This window comes from Actinomadura sp. NPDC023710 (genome assembly GCF_040639875.1).
Taxonomy (GTDB): domain Bacteria; phylum Actinomycetota; class Actinomycetes; order Streptosporangiales; family Streptosporangiaceae; genus Spirillospora; species Spirillospora citrea.
Window position 1 is genome coordinate 138,860 of sequence record NZ_JBFAGB010000022.1, and the last position, 16,237, is coordinate 155,096.

The following is a 16,237-nucleotide window of genomic DNA, read 5'->3' on the forward strand; positions in this document are numbered from 1 at the left end:
TCACGGCGTCTCGGCGGCCAGGCTCCGCGGGCGGATGTCCTTCCAGTTGTCCATGACGTACCCGATGCAGTCGGACCGGGAGTCGGGGCCGTGGACGGTCGTCCAGCCGGCGGGGACGTCGGCGAACGCCGGCCACAGGGAGTGCTGGCCCTCGGCGTTGGCGAGGACGAGGAACGTGCCGTCGGGGTCGTCGAACGGGTTGGTCGTCATGCGCTTGCCTTCCTCTAGACGCCGGGGGTGACTCTCGCGGACCGCCGCGCCATGGACCGCACGATCTCCCCGGTGCGCACGGCGGTCATGGACAGCAGCGAGGAGGCGATCCCGTGGCTGTGCTCGGTCGCCCCCTGCAGGTAGACGCCCCACTCGGGGCCGGGCTCGGCGGCGATGCGGTAGTCGCGTTCGACGACCGGGCGCCCGTCCGGGCCGGAGCGGCAGTGCGCGCCCGCCTCGCCGAGCAGGTCGAACGGGTCGCGTTCGCGGTATCCGGTCGCGTAGACGACGGCGTCGGCGTCCAGGTCCGCGACCTCGCCGGTCGGCAGGAACGCGACCCGGACCCGCGCCCCGCCGGCGCCGCGGTCCGCGACGTCCAGGACGCGCGAGACGTTGAGGATGCGCAGCCGCTCGGCGCCCGCGACCTTCTCGGCGTAGGCGCGCCGGTACAGCTCGTCGATGAGGTCGAGGTCCACCACGGAGTAGTTGGTGTTGCGCGAGTACTCGAACAGCATGCGCTTCACGTCGCCGGGCGCGGCGTAGTAGTGGTCGACGGCCTCGGGGTCGAAGATGCGGTTGGCGAACGAGCTGTCGTCGGCGGGCGAGTACCCGTACCGCGCGAAGACCGCGCACACCTCGGCGCGGGCGAAGGTGCGGTGCAGGTACTCGACGGCCTCGGCGGCGCTCTGCCCGGCGCCGACCACGACGATGCGGCGCGGGTCCCAGTCCCCGCGCTCGGCGAGCCGGGTGAGCAGGTCCTCGGTGTGCCAGATCCGCTCCCCCGCCTGGACGCCCTCCGGCAGGACGGGTTCGAGCCCCGCGCCGATGACGACGTTGCGGGTGAGGTGCGTCTCCAGTTCGTCGCCGCGCCGTACGACGACCTCCAGGGTCTCGTCGTCGTGCGGGCGGAGCGCGACGACCTCCGTCCCGTAGCGGACGCGGTCCTCGAACGCGGCGGCGGCCCATTCGAGGTAGTCGTGGAACTCCAGCCGCGTCGGGTACATCGTCTTGTGGTTGACGAAGTCGACCAGCCGGCCCCGGGCGTGGAGGTAGGCCAGGAACGAGTACGGGCTGGCGGGGTTCCGCAGCGACACCAGGTCCTTGAGGAAGTGGACCTGCATGGTGGCGCCGTCGATCAGCATGCCGCGGTGCCAGCCGAACGCGGGCTGCTTCTCGAAGAACACCGCGTCCGCGCCGCCGTGCTCCTCCTCGAGCGCGACGGCGAGCGCCAGGTTGGACGGGCCGAACCCGATGCCTACCACATCGCGGACGGGGGTGTGCATGTGCTCCTCCGGCATCAGGCGGGCTTGGCCGCGCTCGCGGCCTTGGCGATCTGCGGGACGACCTGGTCGATCACGTAGGGGACGGCGAGCGGGGTGGGGGTGCGCAGCGGCCAGAACGACTTCAGGTCCAGCGCCACGTACGAGCCGCGCTTGACGGCGCCGAGCCCGGCGAACAGCTTGTTGCCCTCGATCTTCTTCTGGGTGGCGGGATCGTCGTTGTAGTGGCTGAGCAGGACGTCCACGTCCAGGACGGAGACCTTCTCCATGCTCAGCTCGGCGGCGAACCCGTCGCCGGGCAGCTTCTTCAGCGACTCGGGCAGCGTCATGCCGAACTGCTGGAGCAGTTTCACGCTCGTGTCGTCCCCGGACTTCATCACGCCGATGTTGCCGTTGGGGAAGACGCTGGTGAACGCGAACTCCTTGCCGGTCAGCTCGGGGTGCGCGGTCTTCACCCCGGCGATCTTCGCCTCGACGTCGGCGACGAGTCTCCTGCCGTCCTCGGGACGGCCGATCGCGGCGGCGACCTGCCGGGTGATCTGCTGCCAGGAGTCCTCGGCGGGGCCGTTCTGGTAGGCGAGCGTCGGCGCGAGCTTGGAGAGCTTGCCGTACTCCTTGTCGATGGCGAAGTCGCCGGCGGCGAGGATCAGGTCGGGCCGCAGCGCGGCGATCTCCTCCAGGTTGAAGCCCGCCTCGCCCGCCTTGAGCAGCTTGGGCTTGTCGCGGGTCAGTTCGGGCGCGCTCCAGGGGGCGAGTCCGTCGGGCTGGACGCCGGTGAGCTCGGCCATGCCGACGGGCGTGACGCCGAGGGCGAGCAGCGCGTCCTGGTCGACCTCGCCGAGCGCGACGATCCGCTTCGGCGCGGCCTTCACCTCCGCGGAGCCGAGCTTGTGTGCGACGGTGACCGGGAAGGCCCCGGCCGCACCGCCGGAGCCGCCGGAGCCGCCGGTGGGCTCGTCGTCGCCGCAGGCGGCGACCGATCCGAGTCCGAGGACGAGCGCGGCGGCGACGGTCAGGCGCCGCATCGTGGTGCGCATAGCGGACCTTCCATGTTGGGGGGAGGGGAAGCCGGAGGTGTTGATCAGGGATATTAGGTTAGCCTTGCCTAACTAGGCAATGGCCGGGCGGGTATGAGCCGCCTCACTCCCGCCGAACCGCCTCTTTCCCGCCGGCGGGCGCGAGCCGGGCGAGCAGACCCGCCACGGTGGGCGCCGCCATCAGGGTCGCGATCTTCAGATCCGCGCAACCGGGCTCCCGCCGGACGCGCCGCACCAGCTTCATCGCGAGCAGCGAGTGCCCGCCGAGGTCGAAGAAGTCGTCGTCCGGGCCCACCTCGGGCACCCCGAGCTCCGCGGCGAAGATCCGGCACAGGGCCGCCTCCCGTTCGTCGCCCCGGCGCGCCGCCTCCGGGGCCGCCTCGGCGGTCACGGCGCGGGCGGTCAGGACGGCCGGCAGCGCGGCGACCCGGACGCCGGGGTCGTCGGCGACGGCCGCGAGCAGCGCGACCAGGCCCTCCGCCAGCGCGGCGACCGTGCCGCGGTCGAACAGGTCGGCGGAGTAGTCGACGATGAGCCGGAGCCCGTCCGGGCCCTCCCGGAAGATGAAGTCCAGGTCGAACTTCGCCGAGCTGGGCCCGAACAGCGCCTCCCGCTGCTCCAGGCCGGGGAACAGCACGTCGCCGACGCCCTGGTTCTCGTACCCGACCATGACCTGGAACAGCGGGTTGCGCCCGGGCACGCGGCGCGGGCGCAGCGCCTCCACGACCGCCTCGAACGGCAGGTCCTGGTGGGCGAGCCCGGCGAGGTCGGCCTCCCGGACGCGGGCGAGCAGCTCGGCGAACGCCGGGTCGCCGGACACGTCGGCGCGCAGGACGAGCGTGTTCACGAAGAAGCCGACGAGGTCCCGGGCGGCCTCCTCGGTGCGTCCCGCGACGGGGCTGCCGAGGGGGATGTCGTCGCCCGCGCCCATGCGGTGCAGCAGCGCGGCGACGGCGGCCTGGCAGACCATGAACATGCTGGCGTTCGCGTCCCGCGCGACGCGCCCGAGCCGGCCGGTGAGGCCGGGCGGCAGGTCGGCGGTGAGGGTGCCGCCGCGCTGCCCGACCGTGCCGGGGCGCGGCCGGTCCACCGGCAGCGGGATCTCCTCGGGCAGGTCCGCGAGCGCCCGCGCCCAGTGGTCGAGCTGGCGGGCGTGGACGCTGCCGGGGTCGGCCGGGTCGCCGAGCAGTTCCCGCTGCCACAGGGCGTGGTCGGCGTACTGGACGGGCGGCGGCTCCCAGGCGGGCTCCTTGCCGTCCAGCCGCGCCGCGTACGCCTCGGCCACGTCGCCGGCGAACGGCCCGAACGACCACTCGTCGAACGCGATGTGGTGGAAGACGGCGAGCAGCAGGTGCTCCCGCTCGCCTTCCGGGAAGACCGCCACCCGCAGGGGGATCTGCTCGGCGAGGTCGAACGGCCTGGCGATGACGTCCTCGGGCGCGCAGGTCGCCACCTCCAGGACGGGCCGCACCTCGCCCAGGTCGAGGATCCGCTGGTAGGGGACGCCCTCGTGCTCGGCGAAGACCGTCCGGAGGCTCTCGTGCCGGGCGGTGACGTCGCCGATCGCCGCCTCCAGGGCCGCGAGGTCGAGGTCGCCCAGCAGGCGGACCGCGAGCGGCAGGTGGTAGGCGTCGCGGGGCCCGTCGTCCTCGCGGAGCAGCTGGTCGAGCATCCACAGCCGCCGCTGGGCGGACGACAGCGGCACGCGCTCGGGCCGTTCCCCCGGTTCCAGGACGGGCCGGGCCCGCTCCTCGGCGCCGCGGTGCAGGCGCCCGGCCAGCTCCGCGACGGTCGGCGCCTCGAACAGGTCGCGGATGGCGAGCTCGGCGCCGAGCACCGCCCGCGCCCTGCCGACGAGCCTCGTCGCGAGCAGCGAGTGGCCGCCGAGGTCGAAGAAGTCGTCGTCGATCCCGGCGCCGGGCGCGTCCAGGACCTCGGCGAACAGCGTGCACAGCAGTCGCTCGACGGGGGTGCGCGGGGCCCGTCCCGTGCGGCGCGGGCCGTCCTGCCCTGGATCGGGCAGGGCGCGCCGGTCGAGCTTGCCGTTCACCGTGAGCGGCAGCGCGTCCAGCGTCATGATCGCGCTCGGCACCATGTATCCGGGCAGGCGCGCCTTGAGGCCCTCGCGGACCCGCGCGGCCAGCACGCCGTGGTCGCGCGCGGCGACCGGGTCGTTCGCATACGAGGCGGGCGCGCGTCCGGGCTCGGCCGGCAGGCACGCCGCTCCCCCGCCGAACACGGCGTCATAGCGGCCGGCCTGGTCGGACGGTGTGAGCACGACGTCCGGGAACAGTTCGTGCAGCGTCTCGGGCTCGATCCCCTCCGGGGCCGAGGCCAGCGCGGCCCGTGCCTCGTCCGGCGAGGCCCCCTCGCGCAGCGCCCGGAGCGCCGCGACCTCGCCGGAGGACCTCGGGTCGGGGATGCCCCGGACCCGCAGCGGTCCCGTCGGCCTGTTCCCGAGATCGTCGAGGGTGGTCCAGTCGATGGCCGGGGCCGGCGGGGCGGGGGCCGCGTCCTTGCGCAGGACGACGTCGTACCGGTGGCGGGTCAGTTCGTTGTGGTGGGTGCCGCGTTTGACGAGGACGTCCACGCGGGCGGGGCCGTCCAGCGCGGTGAAGAAGGCCGGGTCGAGGAGGAGCTCCTTCTCCAGGCGGACGGCGCGCTCGATCGCGTCCGGATCGCCCCCGCCGCGTCCGAGCTGGACCGCGGCGTGCAGGCAGCGGACCGTGCGCAGATCGCGGACGTCCCCGATGAACAGGGCGCCGCCAGGGGCGAGCAGGCGCATCGCCTTGGCGACGACGTCCTCCAGGTAGGCGGCGCCGGGGAAGTACTGCACCACCGAGTTGACGACGATGGTGTCGAAGTGGCCTGCGGGCAGGCCGCCGGTGTCGTGGGCGGGCCGGCAGCTGAGGCGGACGGGCGAGCCGGAGCCGACGGCCCGCCAGTCCCGGGACGCGGGCTCTGCTGCGCCCCCGCCGAGGTCCGCGCGGAGCTTGGCGATGACCGGCTCGGAGAAGTCGCTCCCCCAGTACTCCTCGCTGCCGGGCGCGAGGCGGGTGAGGAGGAGGCCCGCGCCGACACCGATCTCCAGGACGCGGCGGGGGCCGAGCGCGCGGATGCGCTCGACGGTGGTCTCGCGCCACTCGCGCATGTGGTCCAGCGGGATGGGGGCGCCGTCATAGCTGCTGTCCCAGCCCGCGAACTCCTCGGCATGGACGACCGTGCCGACCTCGGTGTACTCGGTGTCGTAGATCTGCCGCCACTCGGCGAGCTGCTCTTCGGCGGCGCCGTCGCGGGAGCCGTCCGGGACGACGTAGCCGATGAGGCGCTTGACGCCGGGGACGCCGGTCTCGGCCGCGACGACGGCGGCCTGGCCGACGCCGGGCTCGGCGGCGAGCGCGGTCTCGATCTCCTCCAGCTCGACCCGGTAGCCGCGGATCTTCACCTGGTCGTCGGTGCGGCCGAGGAAGTCGATGTTGCCGTCGTCGCGGACGCGCACGAGGTCGCCCGTCCGGTACATGCGCGCTCCGGGCGGGCCGGAGGGGTCGGCGACGAAGCGCTCGGCGGTCAGGTCGGCGCGTCCGAGGTAGCCGCGCGCCAGCCCGGCGCCCGCGATGTACAGCTCGCCGGGCGCGCCGGGCGGGACGGGACGCAGCCAGGCGTCCAGGACGTACCCGCGGGTGTTCCAGATCGGCTTGCCGACGGTGGGGGTGGCGCTGTCCTCGGTGCCGCCGCCGAGCGTGTTGATCGTGTACTCGGTCGGGCCGTAGAGGTTGTAGCCGAGGACGCCGTCGGCGCGTGCGAGCCGCTCCCACACCGCCGTCGGGACGGCCTCGCCGCCGAGGAGGACCAGGGGCGGCCGGTGCCCGCCGTCGAGGAGGCCCTCTTCCAGGAGCTGCTGGGCGTAGGTCGGCGTCACGTTGATGACGTCGATCTCGTGCTGGCGCAGGTAGGCGGTGAGGGCCTGGGCGTCGCGGCGGAGGTCCTCGTCACAGACGTGCACTTCGTGGCCTTCGATGAGCCAGAGCAGCTCCTCCCACGACATGTCGAAGGAGAAGGAGACGGTGTGGGCGATGCGGAGGCGCCGCCCCGCCGACGCGACCACCGGGTCGAAGATGTTGGCGCGGTGGTTGAACTGCATGTTGGTCAGGCCCCGGTAGGGCGTCACCACGCCCTTGGGCCGTCCGGTGGAGCCGGACGTGTAGATGACGTAGGCGGGGTGGTCGAGCCTGCCGGGCGTGCCGGGCGCGAACCCGGGGACGTCGTCCGGCGCCAGGTCGTGGGCGGGCAGCGCGGCGAGGGCCCGCGCGGTCGCCGGGTCGTCCAGGGCGAGGGTGGCCCCGGAGTGGGTGAGGCCTGCGGCGATGTCGCGGTGCGAGACCAGACAGACCGGGGCCGAGTCCTGGAGCATGTAGTCGAGCCGGTCGGCCGGGTAGTCGAGCTCCAGCGGCAGGTAGGCGGCACCCGTGCGCAGGACGGCGAACAGGGCCACGACCATCTGCGCCGAGCGCGGCAGGGCGAGCGCGACGACCTTCTCGGGGCCCGCTCCGTGGGCGAGCAGGAGCCGGGCGAGCCGGTTGACCTCGGCGTTCAGCTCGCCGTAGGTCAGGCGGACGTCCGGCAGCGAGACGAGCGCCGGGTCGCCGGGCCGTTCGGCCGCGCGCTCGGCGAGCAGTTCCGCGACCGTCAGCTCGGGCACGGGACGGCGCGTCTCGTCCCAATCGCGCCGGAGCCGGTCGTGCTCCTGCGGGACGAGAAGGTCGAGGCCGTGGCACGGGGTTCCGGGCGCCTCGGCGAGCCGCCGCAGGACCTGGACGTAGCGGTCGGTGACGCGCTCGGTCTCGGCCTCGGTGAACGCGTCGCCCCGGTACATGACGCGCAGACCGGCGTCCGGCTCGACGACCATGGTGATCGGGTAGTGGGTGGCGTCGCGCACCTCGCGCCCGAGAACCCGCAGGCCGCCGTCCGGGCCGAAGGCGCGGTCGGTCGGCATGCCCGGGAAGTTCTGGAAGACGAACAGCGTGTCGAAGAGGGTGCCCAGCCCGGTCGCGCGCTGGACGTCGGCGAGCGCGACGAAGGAGTGGTCGAACAGCTCGGACTGCGCGGCCTGGACCCGGTCGAGCACCTCGGCGAGGGCGTCCGCCGGGCCCGCCTGCACGCGGACGGGGACGGTGTTGAACAGCAGTCCGACCATCGACTCGACGCCGTCGACGTCGGGGTGGCGGCCGGAGACCGAGGCACCGAAGACGACGTCGTCGCGTCCGGTCAGGCCCATCAGGACCAGGCCCCACGCGGTCTGGAAGAGGGTCCCGGGCGTGACGCCCCGGTCCCGGGCGACCTCGTCCAGGCGCTCGGCGAGCCCGGCGGGCAGCGCGCGGTGCACCTCGCCGGCGCCCGCGAGGTCGGCGGGCGCGTCGACCAGGCCCGGCCGGACGAGGGCGGGCTCGTCGAAGCCGTCGAGCGCGCGGCGCCAGGCGTCCGACGCGGCGCCCCTGTCGCGGCCGTTCACCCAGTCGAGGAACGCCCGGAAGGGCGGGACGGGGCGGCGGGCCTCGGCGGCGGCGTCGGTGTAGGCGCCGAGCAGCGAGGTGACCAGCAGGCCGCCGGACCAGCCGTCCAGCAGGATCAGCTCGGAGGTGAGGACCAGCCGGTGGTCGTCCTCGGCCAGGCGGGCGAGGGCGAACCGGATCAGGGGCGGTGCGGCGGGGTCGAACGGCTCGGCGCGCTGGGCGTCGACGAACGCCTCCAGCTCGTGCGGGGCCACGTCGGCGTGCGTCCACGGGGTCTCGAAGTCGTCCGGGACGAACTGGACCGCGCGGTCGCCGTCCGTCCGGAACCCGGCGCGGAGGTTGGGGTACTTCTCCAGCGTGGCGCGCACCGCCCGCGCCATCCGCTCGGGATCGACCGGCCCGGACAGCGTCACCACGGCCTGCTGGACGTAGATGTCGCGGTCCTCGCCGGCCAGCATCAGGTGGTAGAGCAGCCCTTCCTGGAGCGGCGACAGCGGTAGCCCGCCGGCAGGGTCCGCCGTTCGGGCGGGCTCGTTCGTCTCGGAGGGCGCGGCCGTGAGGGCGAGGGCCTCGACGGTCCGCAGCCGGAAGACGTCCCGCACGGTGAACGAGAGGCCGGCGCGGCGGGCGCGGGCGACCAGGAGCGCCGCGCTGATGCTGTCGCCTCCGGTGCGGAAGAAGTCGTCGTCGGCTCCCACCGCGTCGCGGCCGAGGACGTTCGCGGCGAGGCGGGCGAGGACGCGTTCCGGTTCGGTGGCCGGGGCCCGCCCGCCGGCCGGGCGTCCGGGCTCGGGGAGGGCGCGCCGGTCGACCTTCCCGTTGGGATTGAGGGGAAGCTCGTCCAGAACGACCAGTTCGGCGGGAACGAGGTAGTCGGGCAGCAGGGCGCGCAGCGCGGCGTCGAGCGTCTCCGGTTCGGCGTCGCCGGTGACGTAGCCGACGAGGCGGGATCCGTGCGCGGCGACGGCGGAGCGCCGCACCCCGGGCTGCGCGGCGAGCGCGGACTCCACCTCCCCCGGCTCGATCCGGAAGCCGCGGATCTTGATCTGCTCGTCGGCGCGGCCGAGGAAGTCCAGCCCGCCGTCCGGGCGGCGCCGGACGCGGTCCCCGGTGCGGTAGAGGCGGGAGCCGGGCGGACCGAACGGGTTCGCGACGAACCGCTCGGCGGTGCGGGCGGGGTCGCCGAGGTATCCGCGCGCCAGTCCGTCGCCCGCCAGGTACAGCTCCCCGACGGGGACTTCGCGGAGCGCGGCGTCCAGGACGTGGGCGCGGGTGTTGGCGATGGGCCGCAGCCCGCCCGCCTCGGCGATGAGGCTGTCCCCGGCGGCCTCCGAGCACCCGTACAGGTCGACCAGCCGCGCCGGCACCCTGTCGGCGAGCGCGCCGGGCAGCGCTTCGCCGCTGCTGATCCACGTGGTCACCGAGGGCGGCAGGCCGCCGTCCGCGAGCGCCGCCAGCAGGCTCGGGACGAGCGTGACGAGGCCGATGTCGTGGCGTTCGATGAAGTCGGCGAGCGCGACGGCGTCGGCGGCGGTCTCGGCGTCGGCGATGACGACCGTGTCGCCCGCGACGAGGCCGCCGAGCAGTTCGGTCGTCCCGTCGATGAACGCGGGCGAGCTCTTGGCGGCGCGGATGCCGGGGGCGGCGAGGCCCGCGCCCCAGGCGAGCCGGTTGACGAGGGCGCGCTGCGTGCCGGCGACGGCCTTGGGCTTCCCGGTCGAGCCGGAGGTGAAGACGACGTAGGACGTGTGGTCGGGGTGGACGTCCGGGCGTTCGCGGCGGGGCGGGTCCGACGGCGGCTCGTCGCGCCCGAGGACCAGCAACGGCCGGACGGTGTCGAGCATCGCGGCGATACGGGCAGGCGGGTACGACAGGTCGATGGGCAGGTAGGCGGCACCTGTCTTGAGCACGGCGAACAGGGCGACGGCGAACTCGTCCGAGCGGGGCAGGGCGAGCGCGACGACCTCGTCGGGGCGCGCCCCGGCGGCGGCGAGCCGGTCGGCGAGGGCCTCGGCGCGGCCGTCGAGGTCGGCGTAGGTGAGGGCGGCGTCCCCGAAGACCAGGGCGGTCTTGTGCGGAGTCCGCGCGACCTGCGCCTCGATGAGCTGGGCGACGGTCCGGGCGGGTGGCTCGCACGCGGTGTCGGGATGCTCGACGGGCGCGCCGAGGGAGGACAGCCGGCGGCCGGGATCGGCGGTGACCTGGGCGAGCAGTGCGCCCAGGTCGTCCATCAGCCGCTCGACGGTCGAGGCGTCGAAGAGGTCGGCGGCGAACGCGGCGAACCCCTCGACCTCGTCGTCGGCTTCCGCGAAGTACAGGTCGAGGTCGAACTTCACGCCGCCGGTCTCCGGCAGGAACGGCTCCGCGCGCACCCCGGGCAGCGCGAGCCGCACGTCGTCCAGCCGCTGGTGGACGATCATCACCTGGAACAGCGGGCTGCGGGCGAGGGAGCGTTCGGGGGCGAGCCGGTCCACGACCCGCTCGAACGGGACGTCGGCGTGGGAGAACGCGGCGAGGTCGGCGGCCCGCACGCGCTGGAGCAGTTCGGCGAACGTCGGGTCGCCGGACAGGTCGGTGCGCAGCACCAGCGGGTTGACGAAGACGCCGACGAGGTCGGTGAGGTCCTCGTCGGCACGTCCCGCGATCGGGGAGCCGAGGGCGATGTCGTCGCCCGCGCCGGACCGCTGGAGCAGCGCGGCGACGGCGGCGTGCAGCACCATGAACACGCTGGCGCCGGTGTCGCGGGCCAGGCGCCGCGCCCCCTCCGCCGGGATCCGGAACGGCACCAGCCCGCCGTGACGGCTCGCCTCGGCCGGGCGGGGCCGGTCGAAGGGCAGGACGGTCTCCTCGGGCAGCCCGGCGAGCGTCTCCTCCCAGAAGTCGAGCTGCGGCGCGGTGCCCGGGGCCGCCTCGCGCTGCCAGGCCGCGTAGTCGGAGTACTGGACGGGCAGCGGCCCCCAGCCGGGACCCCGTCCGTCCCGGCGGGCCTCGTAGGCGCGGGCGAGGTCGGCCAGCAGCGGCGTGAACGACCACTCGTCGGCGGCGGCGTGGTGCAGGAGCAGGATCAGCGACCAGTCGGCGTCGCCCGTCCGGACGAGGGTGCCGCGGACGGGGAGGTCGCGTCCGATGTCGAAGACGTGCGCGGTGGCGGCCTTCTCGATGGCCGCCCGCCCTTCCGGCGCCTCGTCCCGCGCGTCGACGACGGCAAGGCGCACGGGGACGTCCGGGGCGAGGACGCGCTGGACGGGCAGGCCGTCCGGTCCCTCGACGAGGAGCGTGCGCAGTGCTTCGTGGCGGGCGACGACATCGGCGAACGCCTGGTCGAGGGCGGCCTCGTCGACCGGGCCGTGCAGGCGGATCCCGAGCGGCAGCGAGTAGGAGGCGGACGGGCCGCGCAGCCGCTCCTCCAGCCAGAGGCCGCGCTGCGCCGCCGACGCCGGGACGATCTCCGGGCGCGCGACGTCGCGGACGCGGACGGCGTCGGTGGCGACCAGGCGGGGCGCGAGCGCGGCGACCGTCGGCGCCTCGAACACGTCGGCGATGGACGGCTCCGCTCCGAGGACGGTCCGGGCCTTGGCCGCGAGGCGCGCCGCCAGCAGCGAGTGCCCGCCGAGCGCGAAGAAGTCGTCGTCGATGCCGACGCCCTCGACGCCGAGCAGCTCGGCGAAGATCGCGCAGAGGGCGGCCTCGCGGGCGTCGCGCGGCGCCCGTCCCGACACCTCGGCCTCGGGGGCGGGCAGCGCGGCGCGGTCGAGCTTGCCGTTGACCGTCCGGGGCAGGCCGTCCAGGGCGATGAGCGCGGACGGCACCATGTACTCGGGCAGCGCTCCGGCGAGCGCGCCGCGCAGGGCGGCTTCGTCGAGTCCCTCGGCGGGAACGTAGTAGCCGACCAGACGGGGATCGCCGGGGCGATCCTCACGGACGACGACCGCGGCCTGCGCGACGCCGGGCTGCGCGGCGAGCACGGCCTGCGCCTCGGCGGGCTCGATCCGGAACCCGCGGATCTTGACCTGGTCGTCGGTGCGGCCGAGGTACTCCACGGACCCGTCGCGGGCGCGCCGCGCGAGATCGCCCGTCCGGTACATGCGGGATCCCGGCGGGCCGGACGGGTCGGCGACGAAGCGCTCCGCGGTGAGGTCGGGGCGGCCCACGTAGCCGCGGGCGAGCTGCGCGCCCGCCAGGTAGAGCTCACCCGGTACACCCGGCGGGACCGGGCGCAGGGCGGCGTCCAGGATGTGGGCGCGGGTGTTCCAGAAGGGGGTCCCGATGCCCTCCGCGGGGAGGTCCGCGGACGTCGCCCAGATCGTCGCCTCGGTCGGCCCGTACAGGTTGGTCGCGAGCGTGGCGGACTCCGCGAGCGACGCGGCGAGCGCGGGCGGCAGCGCCTCACCGCCGACCAGGACGCGCAGGCCCTTCAACGCTTCCGGGTCGAGCGTGCCGAGCAGGGACGGGGTGCCCTGAACGACGGTCGCGTCCGCCAGGAGCTTCGCGAGGGCGGCCGGGTCGCGGACGGTGCCGCGGTCCGCGAGGACGACCGTCGCGCCGCTGATCAGCGGGACGAACATCTCCAGGGCGGCGATGTCGAACGCGATGGTCGTGACGGCGACGAGCCGGTCGCCGGTGCCGAGGTCCAGCCGAGCGCGGGTGGTGAGCAGGAAGTTCGTGAGCGCGCCGTGCGGGATCGCCACGCCCTTGGGGCGGCCTGTGGAGCCGGAGGTGTAGATGACGTAGGCGAGTTCGCCCGGACGTGAGCGTGCCGTGCGGGTGTTTCCGGCGTCGCGGAGAAGGTCGTCGAGGACGAGGAGGTCGCCGTCCTCGGGGAGGAGCGGCGCGGTGTCCCGGGTGACGATCGCGCAGAGCGGCCCGGCGTCGCCCAGCATGTAGGCGAGCCGGTCGGCGGGATGGTCGAGGTCCAGCGGCAGATAGGCGGCCCCCGCCTTCAGGACGCCGAGGAGAGCGACGACGAGGTCGGGCGTGCGCGGCAGCGCGAGCGCGACGACGCTCTCCGGCCCGGCGCCTCGGGCGCGCAGCTCGGCGGCCAGGGCGGAGGCCCGCTCGTCCAGCTCGGCGTAGGTGAGAGCGGTGTCACCCGCCTCGACCGCGGTGGCGTCCGGAGCCTGGGCCGCCTGTTCCTCGAACAGCGCGACGACGTCGGTCGCGGGCAGGGCGCGGTCGGTGGCGTTCGCCTCGCCGATCAGGGCGCGCTCGTCCGCGCCCATGACCTCCAGCGCGCCGATGGGCCGGTCGGGGTCGGCCAGCGCGGCGCGCAGAAGGGTCTCCAGGTGGGCGAGCAGCGCGTCGATGCGCTCGTCCTCGAACAGCTCGCGCCGGAACGTCGCCTCGACCGTCATGCCCTGCGGCCGGACGAACGCCTCCAGCGACAGGTCGAAGTGCGTGGTGCCGTTGTGGACGTGCGTCCAGCTCGACGCGATGCCGGGCAGGTCCAGCTCACCGATCTCCTGGGCGAGGAACAGCAGCATCGTGTCGAAGAACGCCGAGCGCCCGCGCCCGCGCGCGGGCCGCAGTTCCTGGACGAGCCGGTCGTACGGCAGCGCCTGGTGCGCGAAGGCCTCGGTGACCGTGCGCCCGGCCCGCCGCAGCGCCTCTCGGAACGTCGGCGTCCCGGACAGGTCGGTGCGCAGCACGAGCGTGTTGCCGAAGTTTCCGACGAGCCGCTCCACCTCGGCGTGCTCGCGGTTCATCACCGACGACCCGATCGCCACGTCGTCGGAGCCGGTGTAGCGGTGCAGCAGGACCGCGTACGCGGCCGTCATCACCATGTACGGGGTGAGGTTCTCCTCGGCGGCGAGCCTCCGCATGCCCTCGGTCACGGAGTCGTCGAAGCGGCGCGCCCGCCGTCCCCCGCGCTCGGACACGACCGCGCCGCGCGGACGGTCCGCGGGCAGGTCGAGCGGAGCGGGGGGCGGATCGAGGCGTCGGCGCCAGTAGGCGAGGTCGTCCTCGGCGACGGACCGCTGCTGCTCCCACTCGGCGTAGTCGGCGTACTGGACGTCCAGCGAGGGCAGTTCGTCCGGGGCGCCGGCGACGGCGGCGCGGTAGAGCGCGGAGAGATCGCGCGAGAGCGAGCCCCAGGTCATGCCGTCCCAGGCGATGTGGTGCACGACGAGCACCAGCGCGTGCTCGTCCTCGCCGAGTCTGAGCAGCTCCAGCCGGATCGGCCGCTCGGCCCGCAGGTCGAAGGGGAGCGCCGCCAGCTCCGCCGCCCGCGCCCCGGCGTCCGCGCACCGGACCGGCGGCAGGTCGAGCGAGTCGTCGTCCGCGACGATCTGCACGGCCCGCTGCTCCGGGCCGTCCGCGTAAACGGTGCGGAGGACGGCGTGCCGCCGGATCAGCGCCCGCAGCGCCTCGCGGAGGGCCCCGGCGTCGAGCGGGCCGGACATGCGGACGAGCAGGCAGACGTTGTAGGCGGGGCTGTCCGGGAAGGCGCGGTGGTGCAGCCACATGCTCTGCTGCGCGTAGGACAGGGGGGCCGGTCCGTCCGACCCCCGGGGCGCGAGTCGGGCGGTGTCCGCGCCCAGCCCGGCCTCGGCCATCATCCGCCGCATCAGTTCGCGCCGCCGCGCCGCCGTCGTCGTCTGCTCCACGCTCAACTCTTTCGTCGTCGGCTTCGCCACCGCCGGTTAGGTTAGCCTTGCCTATAAAAAACGTGCAAGGTTAGCCTTACCTAAGTTTGACCTTCCGGCCACGAGAGGGAGCTGCCTTGTCCACTGGTCTGCACACCCATGCGAACCCCGTCGAGCTGGTCGTCGAGCATGCCTCGGCGCCGCTCGCCCTCATGGCCCGCCTGGCCGGATCGGGCCTGTTCGGCGATTACGTCGTCTACGAGCGGCCCGGCTCATGGACGTTCGCGGGAGGCATGCTCGCCGAGGTCGTCCTCGACGCCGGCGCCGTCCACGCCCACTGGCCGGGCCAGGCCCCGATCACCCGCCCCTGGACGGGCCGCCCCGCCGACGCGCTCCGCGACACGTTCGCCGCCGCGCCCCTGCCCGCCTGGAATGCCTACGGCTGGATCGCGTTCGAGTTCGCCGCTCCTCGTCCCGCCGGAAGGCTCGCGCACCTGATCGTCCCCCGCACCGAAGTACGGGCCGAGCACGGCCGCGTCACCGTCACCGGCGTGTACGAGACGGACATCGAGCAGGTCACCAAGCTCCTGGCCAAGCCGGACGGCCATTCCGTCGGCGAGCCTTCCCCCGTCGACGTCAGAGTCGGCGGCGCCTACCGTGAGCGCGTCGCCGAGGCCGTGACCGAGATCCACGCGGGCCGCTACCAGAAGGTGATCGTGTCGCGCCGGCTGGACATCCCTCACCCGGTCGACGTCGTCTCGACCTACGTCCGGGGACGCGAGGCCAACACCCCGGCCCGCTCGTTCCTGCTCGACCTGGGCGGTTTCCAGGCCACCGGGTTCAGCCCGGAGGTGCTCGCGAGCGTCGACGCCGCGGGGCACGTCATGACCCAGCCCCTGGCCGGCACCCGCGCCTTCGGCCTCGGCGCCGACACCGACGCACGCACCCGCCATGACCTGGAGACCGACCCCAAGGAGATCTACGAGCACGCCGTCTCCGTCCGCACGTCGCAGGAGGAGCTGTACCGGGTCTGCGACCAGGACACCGTCCACGTCACCGGTTTCATGACGGTGAAGGAGCGCGGGAGCGTCCAGCACCTGGGCTCCAGCGTCAGCGGCACCCTCTCCCCCGGCCGTTCCGCGTGGGACGCGCTGGACGCCCTCTTCCCCGGCGTCACCGCGTCCGGCATCCCGAAGCCCGAGGCGATCGAGGCCATCACCCGCCTGGAGGAACGACGCGGCCTGTACTCGGGGGCCGTCGTCACCGTCTCCCATGACGGCGCGCTGGACTCCGCCCTCGTCCTTCGCGCCCTCTACGCCGAGGACGGCCAGGCGTGGCTGCGCGCCGGCGCGGGAATCGTCAGCGCCTCGACCCCCGACCGCGAATACGAGGAGACCTGCGAGAAGCTCTCCAGCATCGCGCCGCACGTCGTCCCGCGGTCCTGAACTCGTGGCGGGGTAGGAACCCGCCATGCCGGAACTTCCTGACGTCGAAGGCTTCCGCCGGGTGCTCGCCGAGCACACCGGCGAGCCGATCGCCTCGGTGTCGGTGCTCGACCCCGGCGTCCTGCGCGGCCCCGGTGTAGTCCTTGGTGAGTAGGTCGAGCGCCTTCTGCT

6 protein-coding genes are annotated in these 16,237 nt (G+C 74.3%); 2 read left to right on the top strand and 4 right to left on the bottom strand.

What is annotated here, in order from left to right:
* The 4 genes from AB0H37_RS25330 to AB0H37_RS25345 form a co-directional block, all read right to left on the bottom strand.
* Positions 1-210, bottom strand: a complete 210-nt coding sequence (locus AB0H37_RS25330) for an MbtH family protein (RefSeq protein ID WP_360615638.1) — start codon at positions 208-210, stop codon at positions 1-3.
* Between the two features lie 14 nt (positions 211-224).
* Positions 225-1,493 (bottom strand): lysine N(6)-hydroxylase/L-ornithine N(5)-oxygenase family protein, encoded by a 1,269-nt coding sequence (locus AB0H37_RS25335; protein ID WP_360615640.1) that lies wholly within the window; start codon positions 1,491-1,493, stop codon positions 225-227.
* 14 nt (positions 1,494-1,507) lie between these two features.
* Positions 1,508-2,527, bottom strand: a complete 1,020-nt coding sequence (locus tag AB0H37_RS25340; protein ID WP_329091430.1) for an iron-siderophore ABC transporter substrate-binding protein — start codon at positions 2,525-2,527, stop codon at positions 1,508-1,510.
* A 103-nt stretch (positions 2,528-2,630) separates the two neighbouring features.
* Positions 2,631-14,642, bottom strand: coding sequence for an amino acid adenylation domain-containing protein (locus tag AB0H37_RS25345; RefSeq protein ID WP_360615642.1), 12,012 nt, complete (start codon positions 14,640-14,642; stop codon positions 2,631-2,633).
* Between the two features lie 116 nt (positions 14,643-14,758).
* Between AB0H37_RS25345 and AB0H37_RS25350 the strand changes: the two genes are divergently transcribed.
* The gene (locus tag AB0H37_RS25350; RefSeq protein WP_360615644.1) at positions 14,759-16,066 is read left to right on the top strand and encodes a salicylate synthase; all 1,308 of its coding nucleotides are present in this window, start codon (positions 14,759-14,761) and stop codon (positions 16,064-16,066) included.
* A gap of 25 nt (positions 16,067-16,091) precedes the next feature.
* The gene (locus tag AB0H37_RS25355; RefSeq protein ID WP_360615646.1) at positions 16,092-16,220 is read left to right on the top strand and encodes a DNA-formamidopyrimidine glycosylase family protein; all 129 of its coding nucleotides are present in this window, start codon (positions 16,092-16,094) and stop codon (positions 16,218-16,220) included.
* Positions 16,221-16,237: the final 17 nt, after the last annotated feature.

Excerpts from the sequence above, each read along its gene's own strand:
- AB0H37_RS25335 (WP_360615640.1), bottom strand. The coding sequence starts at position 1,493 with ATGCACACCCCCGTCCGCGATGTGGTAGGCATCGGGTTCGGCCCGTCC.
- AB0H37_RS25355 (WP_360615646.1), top strand. The coding sequence starts at position 16,092 with ATGCCGGAACTTCCTGACGTCGAAGGCTTCCGCCGGGTGCTCGCCGAG.
- AB0H37_RS25330 (WP_360615638.1), bottom strand. The coding sequence starts at position 210 with ATGACGACCAACCCGTTCGACGACCCCGACGGCACGTTCCTCGTCCTC.
- AB0H37_RS25340 (WP_329091430.1), bottom strand. The coding sequence starts at position 2,527 with ATGCGCACCACGATGCGGCGCCTGACCGTCGCCGCCGCGCTCGTCCTC.